At 46.5% G+C, this 14269-nt stretch carries 18 protein-coding genes and 1 pseudogene; 16 read left to right on the top strand and 3 right to left on the bottom strand.

All coding sequences use genetic code 11. From position 1 onward, the window contains the following. Both Q0J41_RS05050 and gndA read left to right on the top strand, forming a co-directional pair. Positions 1-230, top strand: a pseudogene (locus Q0J41_RS05050) (pyruvate oxidase); the annotation flags it as partial. A gap of 108 nt (positions 231-338) precedes the next feature. After that, complete coding sequence (gene gndA / locus Q0J41_RS05045) at positions 339-1724, top strand: NADP-dependent phosphogluconate dehydrogenase (RefSeq protein WP_296226986.1); 1386 nt, start codon at positions 339-341, stop codon at positions 1722-1724. A 130-nt stretch (positions 1725-1854) separates the two neighbouring features. Here the strand turns inward: gndA and Q0J41_RS05040 are convergent, their stop codons facing one another. Next, on the bottom strand, positions 1855-2403 hold the full coding sequence (locus Q0J41_RS05040) for a hypothetical protein (RefSeq protein ID WP_296226984.1): 549 nt from the start codon (positions 2401-2403) through the stop codon (positions 1855-1857). A gap of 485 nt (positions 2404-2888) precedes the next feature. Between Q0J41_RS05040 and Q0J41_RS05035 the strand changes: the two genes are divergently transcribed. The 8 genes from Q0J41_RS05035 to Q0J41_RS05000 all read left to right on the top strand — a co-directional run bounded on the left by Q0J41_RS05035 (position 2889) and on the right by Q0J41_RS05000 (position 7834). After that, positions 2889-3557, top strand: coding sequence for a beta-carotene 15,15'-monooxygenase (locus Q0J41_RS05035; protein ID WP_296226981.1), 669 nt, complete (start codon positions 2889-2891; stop codon positions 3555-3557). 1 nt (position 3558) lies between these two features. Beyond that, on the top strand, positions 3559-4269 hold the full coding sequence (locus Q0J41_RS05030; RefSeq protein WP_296226980.1) for a hypothetical protein: 711 nt from the start codon (positions 3559-3561) through the stop codon (positions 4267-4269). A gap of 10 nt (positions 4270-4279) precedes the next feature. Continuing rightward, positions 4280-4909: an ATP-binding cassette domain-containing protein gene (locus Q0J41_RS05025; protein WP_296226978.1), complete on the top strand. Its 630-nt coding sequence runs from the start codon at positions 4280-4282 to the stop codon at positions 4907-4909. Further along, a complete protein-coding gene (locus Q0J41_RS05020) occupies positions 4899-5408 on the top strand; it encodes a hypothetical protein (protein ID WP_154548915.1) in 510 nt (169 codons plus the stop codon). Before Q0J41_RS05025 ends, Q0J41_RS05020 begins: the two co-directional genes overlap by 11 nt. 23 nt (positions 5409-5431) lie before the next feature. After that, positions 5432-5845, top strand: coding sequence for a hypothetical protein (locus Q0J41_RS05015; RefSeq protein ID WP_296226973.1), 414 nt, complete (start codon positions 5432-5434; stop codon positions 5843-5845). 11 nt (positions 5846-5856) lie between these two features. Beyond that, a complete protein-coding gene (locus Q0J41_RS05010; RefSeq protein WP_296226971.1) occupies positions 5857-6639 on the top strand; it encodes a hypothetical protein in 783 nt (260 codons plus the stop codon). 29 nt (positions 6640-6668) lie between these two features. Beyond that, positions 6669-7337, top strand: coding sequence for a beta-carotene 15,15'-monooxygenase (locus tag Q0J41_RS05005; RefSeq protein WP_296226969.1), 669 nt, complete (start codon positions 6669-6671; stop codon positions 7335-7337). A gap of 86 nt (positions 7338-7423) precedes the next feature. Then, positions 7424-7834: a hypothetical protein gene (locus Q0J41_RS05000; protein ID WP_296226967.1), complete on the top strand. Its 411-nt coding sequence runs from the start codon at positions 7424-7426 to the stop codon at positions 7832-7834. A gap of 267 nt (positions 7835-8101) precedes the next feature. Here Q0J41_RS05000 and Q0J41_RS04995 read toward each other — a convergent pair whose 3' ends face one another. Next, entirely contained in the window at positions 8102-8536 is a 435-nt protein-coding gene (locus Q0J41_RS04995; protein ID WP_296226965.1) for a hypothetical protein, read from the bottom strand. On the opposite strand from Q0J41_RS04995, the gene Q0J41_RS04990 reads away from it, so the two are divergent. From Q0J41_RS04990 to Q0J41_RS04965, 6 genes are all read left to right on the top strand, one after another. After that, positions 8517-8654 (top strand): hypothetical protein, encoded by a 138-nt coding sequence (locus Q0J41_RS04990; RefSeq protein WP_296226963.1) that lies wholly within the window; start codon positions 8517-8519, stop codon positions 8652-8654. The genes Q0J41_RS04995 and Q0J41_RS04990 overlap by 20 nt on opposite strands. A gap of 81 nt (positions 8655-8735) precedes the next feature. Continuing rightward, positions 8736-9419 carry a zinc metalloproteinase gene (locus Q0J41_RS04985; RefSeq protein WP_296226961.1) on the top strand — a complete coding sequence of 228 codons (684 nt, stop codon included), beginning with the start codon at positions 8736-8738 and terminating at the stop codon, positions 9417-9419. 166 nt (positions 9420-9585) lie between these two features. After that, complete coding sequence (locus Q0J41_RS04980; protein ID WP_296226959.1) at positions 9586-10269, top strand: zinc metalloproteinase; 684 nt, start codon at positions 9586-9588, stop codon at positions 10267-10269. Positions 10270-10439: 170 nt separating this feature from the next. Further along, complete coding sequence (locus Q0J41_RS04975; protein WP_296226956.1) at positions 10440-10562, top strand: hypothetical protein; 123 nt, start codon at positions 10440-10442, stop codon at positions 10560-10562. After that, positions 10555-10767, top strand: coding sequence for a hypothetical protein (locus Q0J41_RS04970; protein ID WP_296226954.1), 213 nt, complete (start codon positions 10555-10557; stop codon positions 10765-10767). The genes Q0J41_RS04975 and Q0J41_RS04970 overlap by 8 nt, the downstream gene beginning before the upstream one ends. Before the next feature lie 189 nt (positions 10768-10956). Beyond that, positions 10957-12495, top strand: coding sequence for a ClC family H(+)/Cl(-) exchange transporter (locus Q0J41_RS04965; RefSeq protein ID WP_296226952.1), 1539 nt, complete (start codon positions 10957-10959; stop codon positions 12493-12495). Between the two features lie 76 nt (positions 12496-12571). Here the strand turns inward: Q0J41_RS04965 and Q0J41_RS04960 are convergent, their stop codons facing one another. After that, the gene (locus Q0J41_RS04960) at positions 12572-13882 is read right to left on the bottom strand and encodes an NCS2 family permease (RefSeq protein ID WP_296226950.1); all 1311 of its coding nucleotides are present in this window, start codon (positions 13880-13882) and stop codon (positions 12572-12574) included. Positions 13883-14269: the final 387 nt, after the last annotated feature.

The following is a 14269-nucleotide window of genomic DNA, read 5'->3' as shown; positions in this document are numbered from 1 at the left end:
ACTCAACTGAACTTAACACTCTGGATGACCCAGAATTCGTGAAGTACTACCACGCAGAAGCTCTGCACCCATTCTCATACTTTGCTGAAAAGTTTGGTTTGGAAATTGACGCGGCTTCAGGTGCATCTGGTCACTCAGAAGACAAGGCAGAAGCTTTGAACGTTCAAGCAACTTCAAGTGCTTCAGTTCCAGAAAACGCTCCTGACACTACTTCAGGTGCTTCTCACTAATTGCTGATTAAAGTCAATTAAATAAAGAATAAAGCGAAACCTTTGGTTTCGCTTTTTTTCTTGCTTGCAAGTATAATAAAAGAGGCAGACATACTAGGAGGTAAATAAATGCAACAATTTGGTGTGATCGGTTTATCGGTCATGGGCAAGAACTTAGCCCTCAATGTTAGAAATCACGGCTTTTCAGTCTCCGGCTTCTCCATCGACAAGCCGGAAGTCGATGCCTTGGCCAAGTACGAGGATGACAAGCTGAAGCCTTGCTACACTTGGGAAGAATTCGTTGATTCTTTGGAAAAGCCCCGCAAGATTCTGGTGCAGATCATGGCTGGTGACCCGGTTGACCAAACCATTCAGAAGCTGATCCCGCTTTTGGACAAGGGCGACATCATTATTGACGGCGGGAACTCCAACTTCCACGACACCAACCGCCGCTACCATGAATTAAAGAAGCACGGCCTGCACTTTATCGGCATGGGCGTGTCTGGCGGTGAAGAAGGTGCCTTGAACGGCCCGGCTTTGATGCCAGGCGGCGACAAGGAAGCTTATGAAGAAGCAGCACCAATCTTGACGGAAATGGCTGCCAAGACCAAGGATGGCCGCGCCTGCGTGTCCTATATCGGGCCAGAAGGCGCCGGTCACTATGTCAAGATGGTCCACAACGGGATGGAATACGCGATCATGCAGGAAATCTCTGAAGTCTACGACATCATGCGCAAGGCAGCCCACAAGTCCAACAAGGAAATGGCGGACATTTTCGCTGAATGGGACAAGGGGGACTTGAACGCCTACTTGATTGAAATTGCTTCACAAGTTTTGCGGCAAAAGGATGACTTGACTGACGACGACGTGATTGACCACATCCTGAATGTAGCTTCTTACAAGGGGACTGGCAACTGGATGCTGGAAGACGCCATCAAGCTGGGCGCCCCAATTACGGTGGTCGCGGAAGCTGTTTTGGCCCGCTTCATGTCCAAGGCAACGACCCGGGAAGGCAAGGAAGTTGCTTACGAAGGCAGCGTGCCAAGCGACTTGATCGACAACTTGGGCAAGGCCATGTACCTGGCTCAGATCGTGGCTTACGCCCAAGGCTTCCAGCAATTGACCATGGCGGCCAAAGCTTATGACTGGGAACTGAACTACCCAGCCATCGCCCAGAACTGGGAAGCGGGATGCATCATCCACGCCAAGACCCTGTATCACATTGAAGATGCCTACGCTGATGGCAAGCAGCTGGACAACCTCTTCCAAGACCCATACTTTGCTAGCGTGATGGAAAAGAACCTGCCAGCCTTAAGAGCAGTTGTTAAGCTGGCAGCGGAAGCCGGCATTCCAACGCCAAGCTTGAGCGCGGCCTTGAACTACCTGGAATCAATCTTCAACCCAAGCCTGCCAGCCAACATGATCCAGGCACAAAGAGACTACTTCGGTGCCCACACTTACTACAGAAACGACCGCGAGGGCGTTTACCACACCGAATGGTATGAAGAAAAATAAGCTAAGATTGTGCATAAAAAAGAGTGAAACTTCATTGAAAAGTTTCACTCTTTTTGCTTTGTCGTGCTTGATTCATATATAGCCAAAAAAGCAGTCAACTTCATCAAAAAGCTGACTGCTTTTTGCTCGTTTATTTTTTCTTTAAGCCCGATATTTTGCCGGAATCAAGCTTAGCCACTTTGGTCAAGCTGCTCTTGTACTGATAAAGGCTACCCTCATCTGAAAGCCCGGCATTGTATTTTAAAAAGACATAGTAGTCATCGCCAAGCTTAAACAGACTCAGCATCGCGATAGCGTGCTTGCTTCTCTTGGCGATCAGCTTAGTTAGCTTGACCCAGTTTTCGTCAGAAGAGACCTGTTTGTTTTTCCTCAGTGCTTTCTCGTTTACCCTTAAATAAATATTGTTTTTCTTGTCCGTATGCTCCACAAAAACTTGTGGATCTACTTCAATCGGCTTAACAAACTGCTTGTTTTGGCTGGACCTGCTTTTTTCGACCTTCCCGTTGTCATAGATGGTCGCAAAGCTAGTTCTAGAGTCATCGTCAGCCGTTATTTTAGCTTCCAAAATCGCGCTGGCGCTGTTGTCGACGTGCTTTAACAGCAACAATGTCCCAAGCAGCAGAACGACAATTAAGCCGGAAATGGCCAGTAGCCATTTGTGAGACCGAATAAACTCCATAGCATGCTCCCCCCCTATATCTTTTAACCGTTTTCAAGATATTCCTATTTGACAAATTTGTCAAATGTATATTTAACAGTTTTTTATGAAAAGAATAGTATAAAATAGCCGTGGCCAGTTTTGTATTCCGGTTCTGTAATAACTTTCCTTAATTCATATTCCCTGCATCCGGTTTTACTAGCTATGCAAGCAAAAAAGAGTGAAACTCCGTTAGAAAGTTTTATTACTTTTGCTTTTGAGAAAATGCTGGCGAAAAAAATTATCTTTATTTAAAATGATTGTTCCTTTTTTAAAAAGTAAAAATTTCTTTTTGAAAAATATGACTGAATAAAAACAGCCTTAAAGCCGCGTCTACCATGATACTAAAGCATGTATCAATGACTTTTGTTTAAATTTATGTTGAAATTTATGTTGACAGGAATTATATGTGGAACTATACTGAAAGCGATTAAAGGGAAGAAAAATATAAGGGAGGAGCCGTATATATGTATATTATTAGGCAACAATGGCTGCAGGACAATGCTATACGTAAGTGGTATTTCCTAGCAGCCATTTTAATTTTATTTGGGGGATGCAGTACTGCAATTCTGGTAAGCGACGCGCCGCAAAATCAGTGGTTAAGCCAGACCATATTCTCACGCTTCCTGATTTTCAGCTTGCTGGTTCCTGCTCAGATCTTGCTTGTACTGAGTACATTTCGTGTCCGTCTGCAGGATATATATGTTACTGGGAGCAGGCGAATAATTTGGAAGCAGCTGGAGTACCATTTGGCGATGGCTTTGCTCGTGACCCTTGTGCCATGGGGAGCTGGCTGCTTAATCGGCATGTGCCTCAATGGCTGGGGGACCAGATTAGGGACTATAGTGGCAGAAGCATTGATTCGCTACCTGTATCTGGCTTCGTCCTGCCTGGCTATTCTCTTGCTAGTCAGTCTCTGTTCACTGGCTAGCAAGAGAATCTGGGCTTTTCTGGCCGGCTTTGTTCTAAGCGGAATTTCCTATTTCTTGAACGTCAACCATCATTTTTCCTTGTTATATGATTTTCTCATCGATGATTTGGGAACCCTGCTTCTGTCCCGCTTGCCAATCCTGCTAAGCATAGTCTTGTTTCTAGCTGTTGGCGTACAAATGGAAATCGCTAGAAAGGATTGGTAAAATGCGGCTTTTTAAAGATCAGTTCCTGTATTTCTGGCAGCTGATAAAGGTGAGATTCCTATCTTGGCTACTGTTGATCTGTTTGTTTTTACTAGTCGCCGGTGGTTTCATGAGAAACGGCAGAAGTGCCAGTATAATGGTCTTCCAAGGGCTTGGCCTGGCAGAGATAAGGGCTGGCATTAGAGATTTTCCGGTCTTGTGGTTCGGCTATTTCTTTTTCCCGCTGATGATCAGTTTGAATATTTTCAAGGAATTGTGGATCAGCAGGGTAATGCAGTTGCGAGGTCAGCAGATCAAGCCAAGTCATTTCAGCTGGGTCAATGTCATATTGCAGTTGCTTTTGGCCGCAGTTTACGTCTTGGCAAGTAATGCCTGCCTGTGGTTGAAAGACTTGCTGTGTAGCAACTCTCCTCTTGTTCTGGGACCATGGCAAGGAGGAGCAGCAGAATTGCACTGGATGTTAATTGCCTGGCTTGGGGTCAGTTCACTCTTACTGATTCAAGCCAGTTGCAGTGAGCTCACTCCCGCTTTGGGCTTGATTATGCCAATCGTCTTGTTGGTTTCGACCTCTTTGACGGCTTGGAGCGGCAATCCGCTTAATGCTTTAATGTTTAGCCGCTGGATCAGTGGCGCAGAGTTGTTTATGTTAGTGTGGACCCTGATCTGGGCTTTGCTGTACGTGTTAGTTGACAGCAAGCACGGCTGGGTCTAAAGGAGGAAGAATGTTTATTGAGTTAAAGAATGTAAACAAGGTCATCTCAGGCCGGCAGCTGCTCAGTCAGGTCAACTGCGAGATTGAAGCTGGCCAGATCGCGGTTTTTGAAGGGATCAACGGATCTGGGAAGACCTTGATTTTAAAGACGATTTTGGGCTTGATGAAGGTTGACGGGGAAGTCTTGGTAGCTGGCAAGCAGATCAAGCCGCAAGATGCTTATCCGGTCAAGGCCGGGATTCTGATTGAAAATCCCAGCTTGATTACAGACTTCACGGCAACGCAGAATATGGAGCTTTTAGCCAAGCTTGATGAGCATATTTCTGCAACTGAAATCGCAGAACTGCTGAAATACTTTGACTTAAGCCGCTTTCCTAATGAAAAGGTCAAGAAGTTTTCTTTAGGGATGAAGCAAAAGCTGGGCATTGCCGAAGCCTTCTTGGGCTCATATCCGCTGATTATCTTAGATGAACCGACCAACGCTTTGGACAGCGACAGTATTGATAAGTTGGTGGATTTGATCAAGTTGCGGCAAAGCAAGGGATGCACTTTTGTCATCGCTTCACATGACCGGGATTTTGTTGAGCAAGTGGCAACCAAGCGCTTTAAAGTTGAAGAAGGTGTGGTTCATGAAGCGTAAAATGTGGCTGGCGGCAGCCATCGTCTTGTGCGTGCTAGCAGGCCTGCGCTATTGGCAAGTAAACGCTAATCCTGTTTGTCGTGGGGTAGACAAGGAAATTTTGGTCAAAAAAGGGCAGGAGGTTCATGCTCCAGGAATTGACTTTAAGATTCTATCCGCCAAGATGGTCAAAGGGAAAGATAACGTCTATTTGACTGTAAAGGTTGATCTGAAAGACCGTGGCTATCACGCGGATGGCAAGCGCGGCATAATCGCAGCTGTTGACAAAATGTATTTCAACATGCCATACAGCATTAGCAATCCATCAGATCTTGATGTGGTGGATGGCAAAGGTCACAAGATAACCATTGGACATTTGACTAGCAAAACTCCCCAGCCATTGACGCTGAAATTTGACAATGTGCGAAGTTGGTATGATACAGAAGACGCACCGGCCAGATTCAGCTTTTTGGTTGGGGATGGCAATGGGTATAAGAAGTATTCAATGCTTCTGGAATGAGCCTAATTTTTAGGAGGTATATTATGTTACACAAAAAAATCGTTGTAGTAATTGCATCAGTTTTGATGACGTTGGGGATTGTGGCTACAGCAGCACCTGTATTCGCGGGGAATACGGGCAATACTTATTGGCGTAATGTTTATAGAGTTAGTTCTCCTTACGACCATACTCCTGCTCGCAAGAAGGAAAACAGATCAGCTTACTATAACAAGACAAACAACGTACATATTAAGGGGGGCTATATCGTAATTTGGGCAGCCCTTTACGATGGTCGTGATGTTTCAGGTGGTCACAGTTATAAGAGTTATCAAGGTCAAGTAACTCATTTGTGGAATGAAGCCGTAGAACGTTATGGGAAAGGTGTGGCTGTAAGAATCAATTCGAAGAAAGCCGCTAACGGATGGGCAGATGGCGTTTGGAGTCCAGACACTAAGTAAGGTATGGAAAAATGAGTTTATTATGGTCAAGATTAAATAAGCGCTGGTTTGTTGCGGCAATCGCTGTTGGCATGGCAGTGGGCTTGGGTCAGATAATCGTCAACTGCTACACCGGTATGGCGAATATCGACTCTCCTTACACCCGCTGGTTATCAATTAATACTGACTCATCTGCAACGACAATTTTCTTTATCCTCTTGCCTTTCTTAGCCAGTATTCCGGCAGGAAATATGTTAAAAGAAGACTTAGACAGCGGTTTATTCAACAAATTTAAACTGCAGGTACCTTTAGCCCATTTGATTAAGCAATATGTGGCTATGGCTTTTATGACCGGATTTGTGACCATCATGATTCCACTACTTTTAAACTTGTTGGGGTATTTGTTGATTCTTCCCAATTTTAAACCGGATAATTTGCTGAATATCAATATTGGGGTTTTCAACTTCAACACCATGCTGGTTTCTTTGTATTATAGTCATCCATTTGTTCACGCATGTCTTAATATATTGCTAGCTTCTGTCTGGGGAGGTTTGTTTTCGGTATTTGTCTTGGTCAACTCGGTTTGGATTAGAAATCGCTTTGCATCATTGAGTACAGCCTTGGTTTTAGAGCTTGTACTAATGGAGCTAAATGCCGTTCTACCAATTGACTATATGCCAAGCATATCGCCTACGAATTTTTTGCCAGAACAGGGAGACCGTCCTTTATTGTGGCTAACAGCTTTGATGACGATAGCGTTAGCTGCATACTGTATGGGGATGTATAAGCTGGCTTGCCGCCGGGCCGTGCTGTAATTTTCGTGCGAAAAGGGAGGAGTCTAAGTGTGAAGGTTATTAAACAGCAGTGGCTGTTAGATACGACTGTACACAAGTGGTATCTGTTAACTGCCGCATTGCTATTCTTTGGGGGATGTAGCAATGCGTTTTTAATAAGTAATACACAGCAAAACCTGTGGTTAGAGCAAACTCTGTTCTCGCGCTTTCTGATTTTTAGCCTCTTAATACCTAGTCAGATCTTGCTTTTATTGAGTACCTTTCGAATTAGATTTCAAGATATTTACATCGCTGGTGGAAGATGGATTATTTGGAAGCAACTTAAGTACCGTTTGATAGAGATACTACTTTCAAGTCTGCTACCATGGGCGTGTGGTAGTTTAACGGGGATGTTTGTTAATGGCTGGAGGCCGACGTTAGGGACAGTAGCTACTGAGGCATTGATTCGCTGTTTATATTTAATTTTGTCGTGCTTGGCTCTTCTTCTGCTTACCAGTTTTTGCTTTCTAATTAGTAATCGAATTACGGCATTTCTAGTAGGGTTTGTTATAAATGGTCTTTCTTTCTTCTTGAATGTTAACCACCACTTGTCCATACTTTATGATTTTGTCGTCCCAGAATTTGCTACTTTACTCTTCTCCTGCTTGCCGATAATGTTAGGCTTGCTTCTTTTCTTGTTTTTCATTGTGCAGCGGGAGATTTCCAGAAAAGATTTGTGAAATATGATAGTGAGTTATTAGCTTTAACATAAGCAATATATAGAAAATTGAACTGAGTATAGCGATTTTAGGAGGTAATGTATATTATGTTACATAAAAAGTTTATTGTACTAATCGCATCGATTTTGATGACGATTGGTGTTGTTACTACTGTTTCACCTGTTTTAGCCGGAAATACAAGTCAAACTTATTGGCATAATGTATACAGAATCTGGTCTCCTTACGACCACACTCCGGCTCGTAGAAAAGAAACTAAATCTGCCTACTATAATAAGACAAATCATATTAAAATTAGTGGCAACTACATTGTGATTTGGGCAGCGCTTTATGATGGACGCGATGTTTCGGGCGGCCACAGGTACAAGAGTTATAAAGGACAAGTAACAAATTTGTGGAATAATGCTGTAGAGCGTTACAAGAAAGGCGTCCAGGTAAGAATTGATTCAAAAAGAGTGGCGAATGGATGGGCAGATGGTGTTTGGAGCCCTGACGCGTAGTAATATAAATTAATTTATATCAGTGGTTATGTCAAGAAAAGCAAGCACGCTATCGCGATGCTGAGTCTGTTTAAGCTTGGCGATGACTACTATGCCTTTCTAAAATACAATGCCGGTCTTTCAGATGAGGGTAGCCTTTATCAGTACAAGAGCAGCTTGACTAAAGTGGCTACGCTTGATTCCGGCAAAATATCGGGCTTAAAGAAAAAATGAGCGAGCAAAAAGCAGTCAGCTTCAAAAAGTTAACTGCTTTTCATCTGTAAACTATTACTTGCTGTTCTTCGCGAAGTCGCTGATCTTCAAGAATTTCTTCTCGTTAGTCTTCTCGTTGACATAAACGAATTTGCAGTTTTTGTTGTTCCAAAGTTCACTGTATTTTCTGTGCCAAGTGCCATCCGCCCGCTTGTAGTAAATGGTCGTTATGTAGCCATTCGGCGCTGCGTCCGAAACGATTCTCCGCACGCGTTCGTACTCAGCCTTGTTCAGCTTGTTGATGTTGGTGACTGGGGCCTTTTTCCCGTTGAGGTAGGTCTCAGAGTTGGCCAGGAGCCATTTGGCAAAAGTTACCTCACCCTTATTGCCGGAAAGTGCCTTTTGCGCATTACTGAGCGCGTAGTCCAGGTAGTCACGGCGGTAGGAAGATGACAGCTTGTAGATTGTTTCCTTCTGGACGGCTTCAGCCTTGGCGATTTCCGTCTTCAAGGCTGCCGGCTGGCTCGCGCTGGCGGGCTGGTCGCTTGTCTTGGCCGCCTTCTTGGAAATGATGGTCGGCAGCTTTGCTTTCTTAACTTCGCTGGCCTTTAAGAAGCCATTGTATTGATCAGTTGCCTTGAAATCTTCGTCATCTGCTTGAGTTTCATAATGAGCGCGTAAGTTGATTAATGCTTTTTAGGAGGAAAATATGAAAAGAAACAAGATTTTAGCTTCAGTTTCAACGGCGGCTTTAGCCTTAGAAATGTTGACAGTCATTGGTGAAAAGCAAGTTAATGCCGCGGACAATGATGATCCTGCTAATATCGTAACGGTTGTAAACTATACTCCGGCTAAATCAGCCGTAACTGCCGTTAAGACCAGCTACCACGCCAAGACCAAGTCATTGACGATCACTGGTAAGGCTAAAGGCGCAAGCAAGGTGGCTGTCAGCTACAATGCCAAGGCACTCAAGCCAGTCAAGGTAACTAAGAAGGGCCAATTCAAGACGACCGTTAAGTTCACCGGCTATAAGGACTTCACTCTTACTGGCTTAAACGCCAAGGGGGCTGCTGTAACCAAGGCCTACGTATTGGTCAAGGACAGTTACGCTGCCGCTAAGCCAACCCTGCTCAAGGCTGACCGGACCAAGAAGGGGCTGACCTTCACGACTGATGCCAAGAAGAAGACTACTTTGAAGTTCTACTACAAGAACAAGCTGATCAAGAAGGCTAAGCTGACCAAAGACAAGCAAAAGGTCTTCTTCTCAGCCAAGTCACTGAAGGGCAAGAAGGGGAGCTTCAAGGTCGTTGCCTCAGCTACTGGCAAGAAGAGCAGCCAAGCTGCCCAATTCAAGATTATCGGCGTTGGCCAGGCAACTGTAACCAACTACTAAAAGCGAATATAACTCTAGAGAGCGAAACTCCATCCGTGAGCTTCGCTCTTTTTCTTTTGCCCTTTATCTGACGAAAATGACGCGAAAAGCGGCAAATTTGACGGCTTTCGTTAGATAGGTCTACAATGACAGAGTAAGTTAATTAATTGATTTTTAGGAGGGAAACATGAAAAGAAATAAGATTTTAGCCTCTGTTTCAACGGCTGCTTTAGCCTTGGGAATGTTGACAGTCATTGGTGAAAAGCAAGTCAATGCCGCGGACAATGATGATCCCGCTGACATCGTAACGGTTGTGAACTATACTCCGGCTAAGCCAGCCGTCACTGCCGTTAAGACCAGCTACCACGCCAAGACCAAGTCATTGACGATCACTGGTAAGGCTAAAGGCGCAAGCAAGGTAGCTATCAGCTACAATGCCAAGGCACTCAAGCCAGCTAAGGTGACCAAGAAGGGCCAATTCAAGACGACCGTCAAGTTCACCGGCTACAAGGACTTCACTCTTACTGGCTTAAACGCCAAGGGAGCTGCCGTAACCAAGGCCTACGTTTTGGCCAAGGACAGCTACGCTGCCGCTAAGCCAACCCTGCTTAAGGCTGACCGGACCAAGAAGGGGCTGACCTTCACGACTGATGCCAAGAAGAAAACTACCTTAAAGTTCTACTACAAGAACAAGCTGGTCAAAAAGGCTAAGTTGACCAAGGACAAGCAAAAGGTCTTCTTCTCAGCCAAGTCACTGAAGGGCAAGAAGGGGAACTTCAAGGTCGTTGCCTCAGCTGCTGGCAAGAAGAGCAGCCAAGCAGCACAATTCAAGATTGTCGGCGTTGGCCAGGCAACCGTAACCAACTACTAAAAGTGAATATAACTCTAGAGAGCGAGACTCCATCCGTGATCTTCGCTCTTTTCTTTTGCCCTTTATCTGACGAAAATGACGCGAAAAGTGGCAAATTTGACGGCTTTCGTTTCCGGCCAGCTTCTTGGCCTACAATTGCATTGTAAGTTGATTTGATGAGGAGGGAAACAATGTTTAATTTTATCTTGGAAATGGAAAGAATCTTGGAACGCGACGGCAAAGACGCCAAGCTGAAAAGACGGCGCAGAAGACAGCACAGATACAGCTTTATCTGCTTCCACGGCAATGATTAAAGCTGGAAAAATCTGCCTCTTTTCCCTGGACCGCCGGCAAATTCTGGCGGTTCTGCTGAGCAGCCTGGGCCAGATCGGTTGCTGTCTGCTTATCGCCAGCTTGGGGATTCTGCTCAGTTTGGACGGCAAGATGACTTTGGGGCAGGAGCAGGGGATGCTGGATGTGGTCAGCAGCTACAGCTTTGAAGTGCCCTACAATTGTTAGATATAGACATCTAACGATTGTGGGGTATTTTTATGACCAAATATTTATCCGAACTAAAAGTACAAGTTGCTTCTGATTATCTTAATGGTAGAGGCTCATACAATGATGAAGCCATAAAGCAGATTTTACATATTTGCCGAAAAAGTTTATCCTTATTTTATATCGAGAAATAAGGTGGACAAACATTTTATGGAGAGTGAAGACAGACAAACGCGCAAATCCAACTTGCGCTTATTATTTGAAGCCTTGGTCGTGGGCCTGGTGGCCGGCATCGTTGTCGGCAGCTTCCGCTGGCTGATTGGGCAGATCCTGGCCATATGGCAGAAGGGCTACCAGGCAGCACACGCCAATCCGGCCCTCTTGTGGCTCTTAGCCGCGGGGGCTTTAGCCAGCGTGATCGTGGCCGGCTTTTTGGTCAAGCAGCAGCCGCATGCCGGCGGCTCCGGGATCCCGGAAGTTGAACTCCAGCTGCAGGGTAAGCTGCAACTGGCCTGGTGGCCGATCCTCTGGCGCAAGTTCATCGGCGGGGTTCTGTCCATTGGCTCAGGGCTCTTTTTGGGCCGGGAAGGCCCGTCAATTCAATTAGGGTCAACAATCGGCCAGGGAGTGGCCCAGGGCTTCAAGGCCTCCAAAACTGACTCCAGAGTCCTCCTGGCAACTGGGGCGGCCAGCGGCTTATCCGCGGCCTTCGGGGCGCCATTGGGCGGGGCCATGTTTATCGTGGAAGAGGTCTTTCACAACTTTTCGCCCCGGGTCTGGCTTAACGCCTTAGCTGGCGCCATCATGGCCAATTTTGTGGTCTCCAATATCTTTGGCCAGACTCCAGTCTTGGCGATTGACTACAAGCACAGTTTCCCGGTCCTGCAGTACTGGCACCTGCTCTTGCTGGGGGCCTTCCTGGGCTTGATCGGGCGCCTGTATCAGTGGGGCTTGCTTAATGTCAGCCATGTCTATCAAAAGATCCCTGTTCTCCCGCGCTGGCTGCATGGGGTGATCCCGGCACTTATCTTGGTGCCAATCATGTACTACTTCCCGGGCTATGTCGGCGGGGGGAATAACTTGATTCTCAGCTTGAACCAAATGCATGTCACTGGGATCCTGGCCTTAATCTTCCTTTTGCGGATCAGCTTTTCCATTATTTCCTATGATTCTGGTCTGCCGGGCGGGATCTTCTTGCCAATCTTGACCATGGGGGCGCTTCTGGGCGCGGTCTACGGCCAGTTTATGGTGGGCCTGGGCCTTTTGGATCAAAAATTGGTCGTCAACTTGGTTATCTTCTCCATGGCCGGATTATTCGCGGCTATTGTCCGTTCACCTTTTACCGCCATCATGCTGATCGCGGAAATGGTGGGGTCGCTTCTGCACCTCATGCCTTTGGCCGTGGTTTCAGTTGTTGCCTACATCGTCAATGAATTGTTGGGCGGGGAGCCGATTTATGAAAGCTTGGCTGGCCGGATGCAGACTAAAGAAGACAATGACTATGTCGGGGAAGCTGACCAATTGACTATCTCCATCTATGAAGGCAGCCAACTGGCTGACCACCAGGTCAAGGAGATTGCCTGGCCGGCCCGAACTCTGGTCAAGGTTATTCACCGGGGGCAAAAGGATATTATCCCTGATGGGAATACCAAGTTGCTAGCCGGCGACCTTTTAGTCTTGGAAATCGATGAAAATCAGCGGGGCCTGGTCTATGACAAACTGGCCAGCCTGCAGGAATCCAAAGAATAAAGAAGAAAATGCATCAGAAAAAGCCTCGACTGAAGTCGGGGCTTTTTAGCTTGGCAAAAATTGTTATTGTTATCGTTTAGACGTTCAAGATCAAGAAGTAGATCACGAAGACCACAGCCAGGATCCACATCATTGGGCTGACTTCCTTGGTCCGCTTAGCCGCGGTCATGGAGATCGGGTAAACGATCAAGCCCAGGGCCATCCCGTCAGCGATGGAGTAGGTCAAGCCCATGCCGATCACGATCAGGAAGGCTGGAATGGCGATTTCCAGCTTGTCCCAAGAAATCTTGGCCAGGTTGGCAGCCATCAAAACGCCAACGATGATCAAAGCTGGAGCAGTAACCGTAGTCGTGACCACGCTCAACAGTGGGCTGAAGAACATGGACAAAAGGAAGAAGATACCAACCCAAACGGCAGTCAGACCAGACCGGCCGCCGGCAGCGATCCCGGATGAAGATTCAACGTAGGCGCCAACTGGTGAAGTACCGATGATGGAACCAGCCATCATGGCCGTTGAGTCAGCCGCCATGGCCTTGCCGATTCTTGGCATCTTGCCGTCCTTGTCAACCAGGCCGGCCTGGTGAGCCAGCCCGATCAAGGTACCAGTGGTGTCGAAGAAGGCCACTAAGAGGAAGGTCAAAACGACCGTCCACATCTGTACCGTGTTGATGTCGCCCAGGTGGAAGATAGCTTGGCCGAAGCTTGGCTTCAAGCTTGGTGCCAGAGAAACGACAGAAGTTGGCATCTTGCTTTGGCCAACCAGGATGCTGAAGATTGAAGACAGGACGATCCCGATGAAGATCGCGCCTGGCACCCGCCGGATCATCAAGAAGATGGTTACCAGCAAGCCGAAGATGGTTACCCAGGCAGCCGGGTCCTTGAAGGAACCGATAGTTACCAAAGTAGAAGCGCTGTTGACGACCAGCTTACCGTTTTGCAGGCCCAGGAAGGCGATGAAGATCCCGATCCCGGCGGAGATGGCAAATTTCAAGTCGTTAGGGATGCTGTCAACGATCAGCTCCCGCAGCTTGAAGACCGTAATCAAAATAAAGATGATTGAGGCCACGAAAACAGCGGCCAGAGCAGTCTGCCACTTCACCTTCATGCCGATGCAGACAGTGTAGGCGAAGAAGGCGTTAAGACCCAAAGACGGGGCAGTAGCGATCGGGTAGTTGGCAAAAATACCCATGATTAAACAGCCAAGCGCGCTGGCCAGGGCAGTTGCCGTGAAGACCGCGCCCTTGTCCATCCCGCTGGCGCCCAAGACGCTAGGGTTGACGAAAAGGATGTAGCACATCGCGAAGAAGGTCGTCAGACCAGCGATGAACTCCCGCTTAGGGTTTGAACCGAGCTTGTCGAGCTCGAAATACTTATTAATAAATTCCATTTGATCCTCCAGTAGGTAATGTTCGGAATTTCCTCCAATAGAAGGGGATATTTATACTCTAACATGGAATTAACCGGATGTAAATACGGATAATAATTTTATTAGTGATTATAAAGTATGTTTCCATTATTTTCAACTGCTAAAAAGCGCTTGAGAATGGCAACTCAAGCGCTTTCCTTTTAATTTTTTACCTGTTGTCAACCAACCTCGGACTGAAGTCCGGGGCTTGCAAGTCGAGAAATGCCAAAATGCATTCCAGCTCACACTAGTCAGATAGAGATGATTTGCGGGTGCAGGGATCATCCAATTACCAAACTTATATTATTGAGCCTCGGGTTGCCTGGGGCTCATTCTTTCTACTAAGGGCTGTATGATTGCTTTAGCTTG

It is taken from the genome of uncultured Lactobacillus sp., from assembly GCF_944327175.1.
Classification (GTDB): domain Bacteria; phylum Bacillota; class Bacilli; order Lactobacillales; family Lactobacillaceae; genus Lactobacillus.
This window is presented reverse-complemented; position numbering and strand designations above follow the sequence as displayed.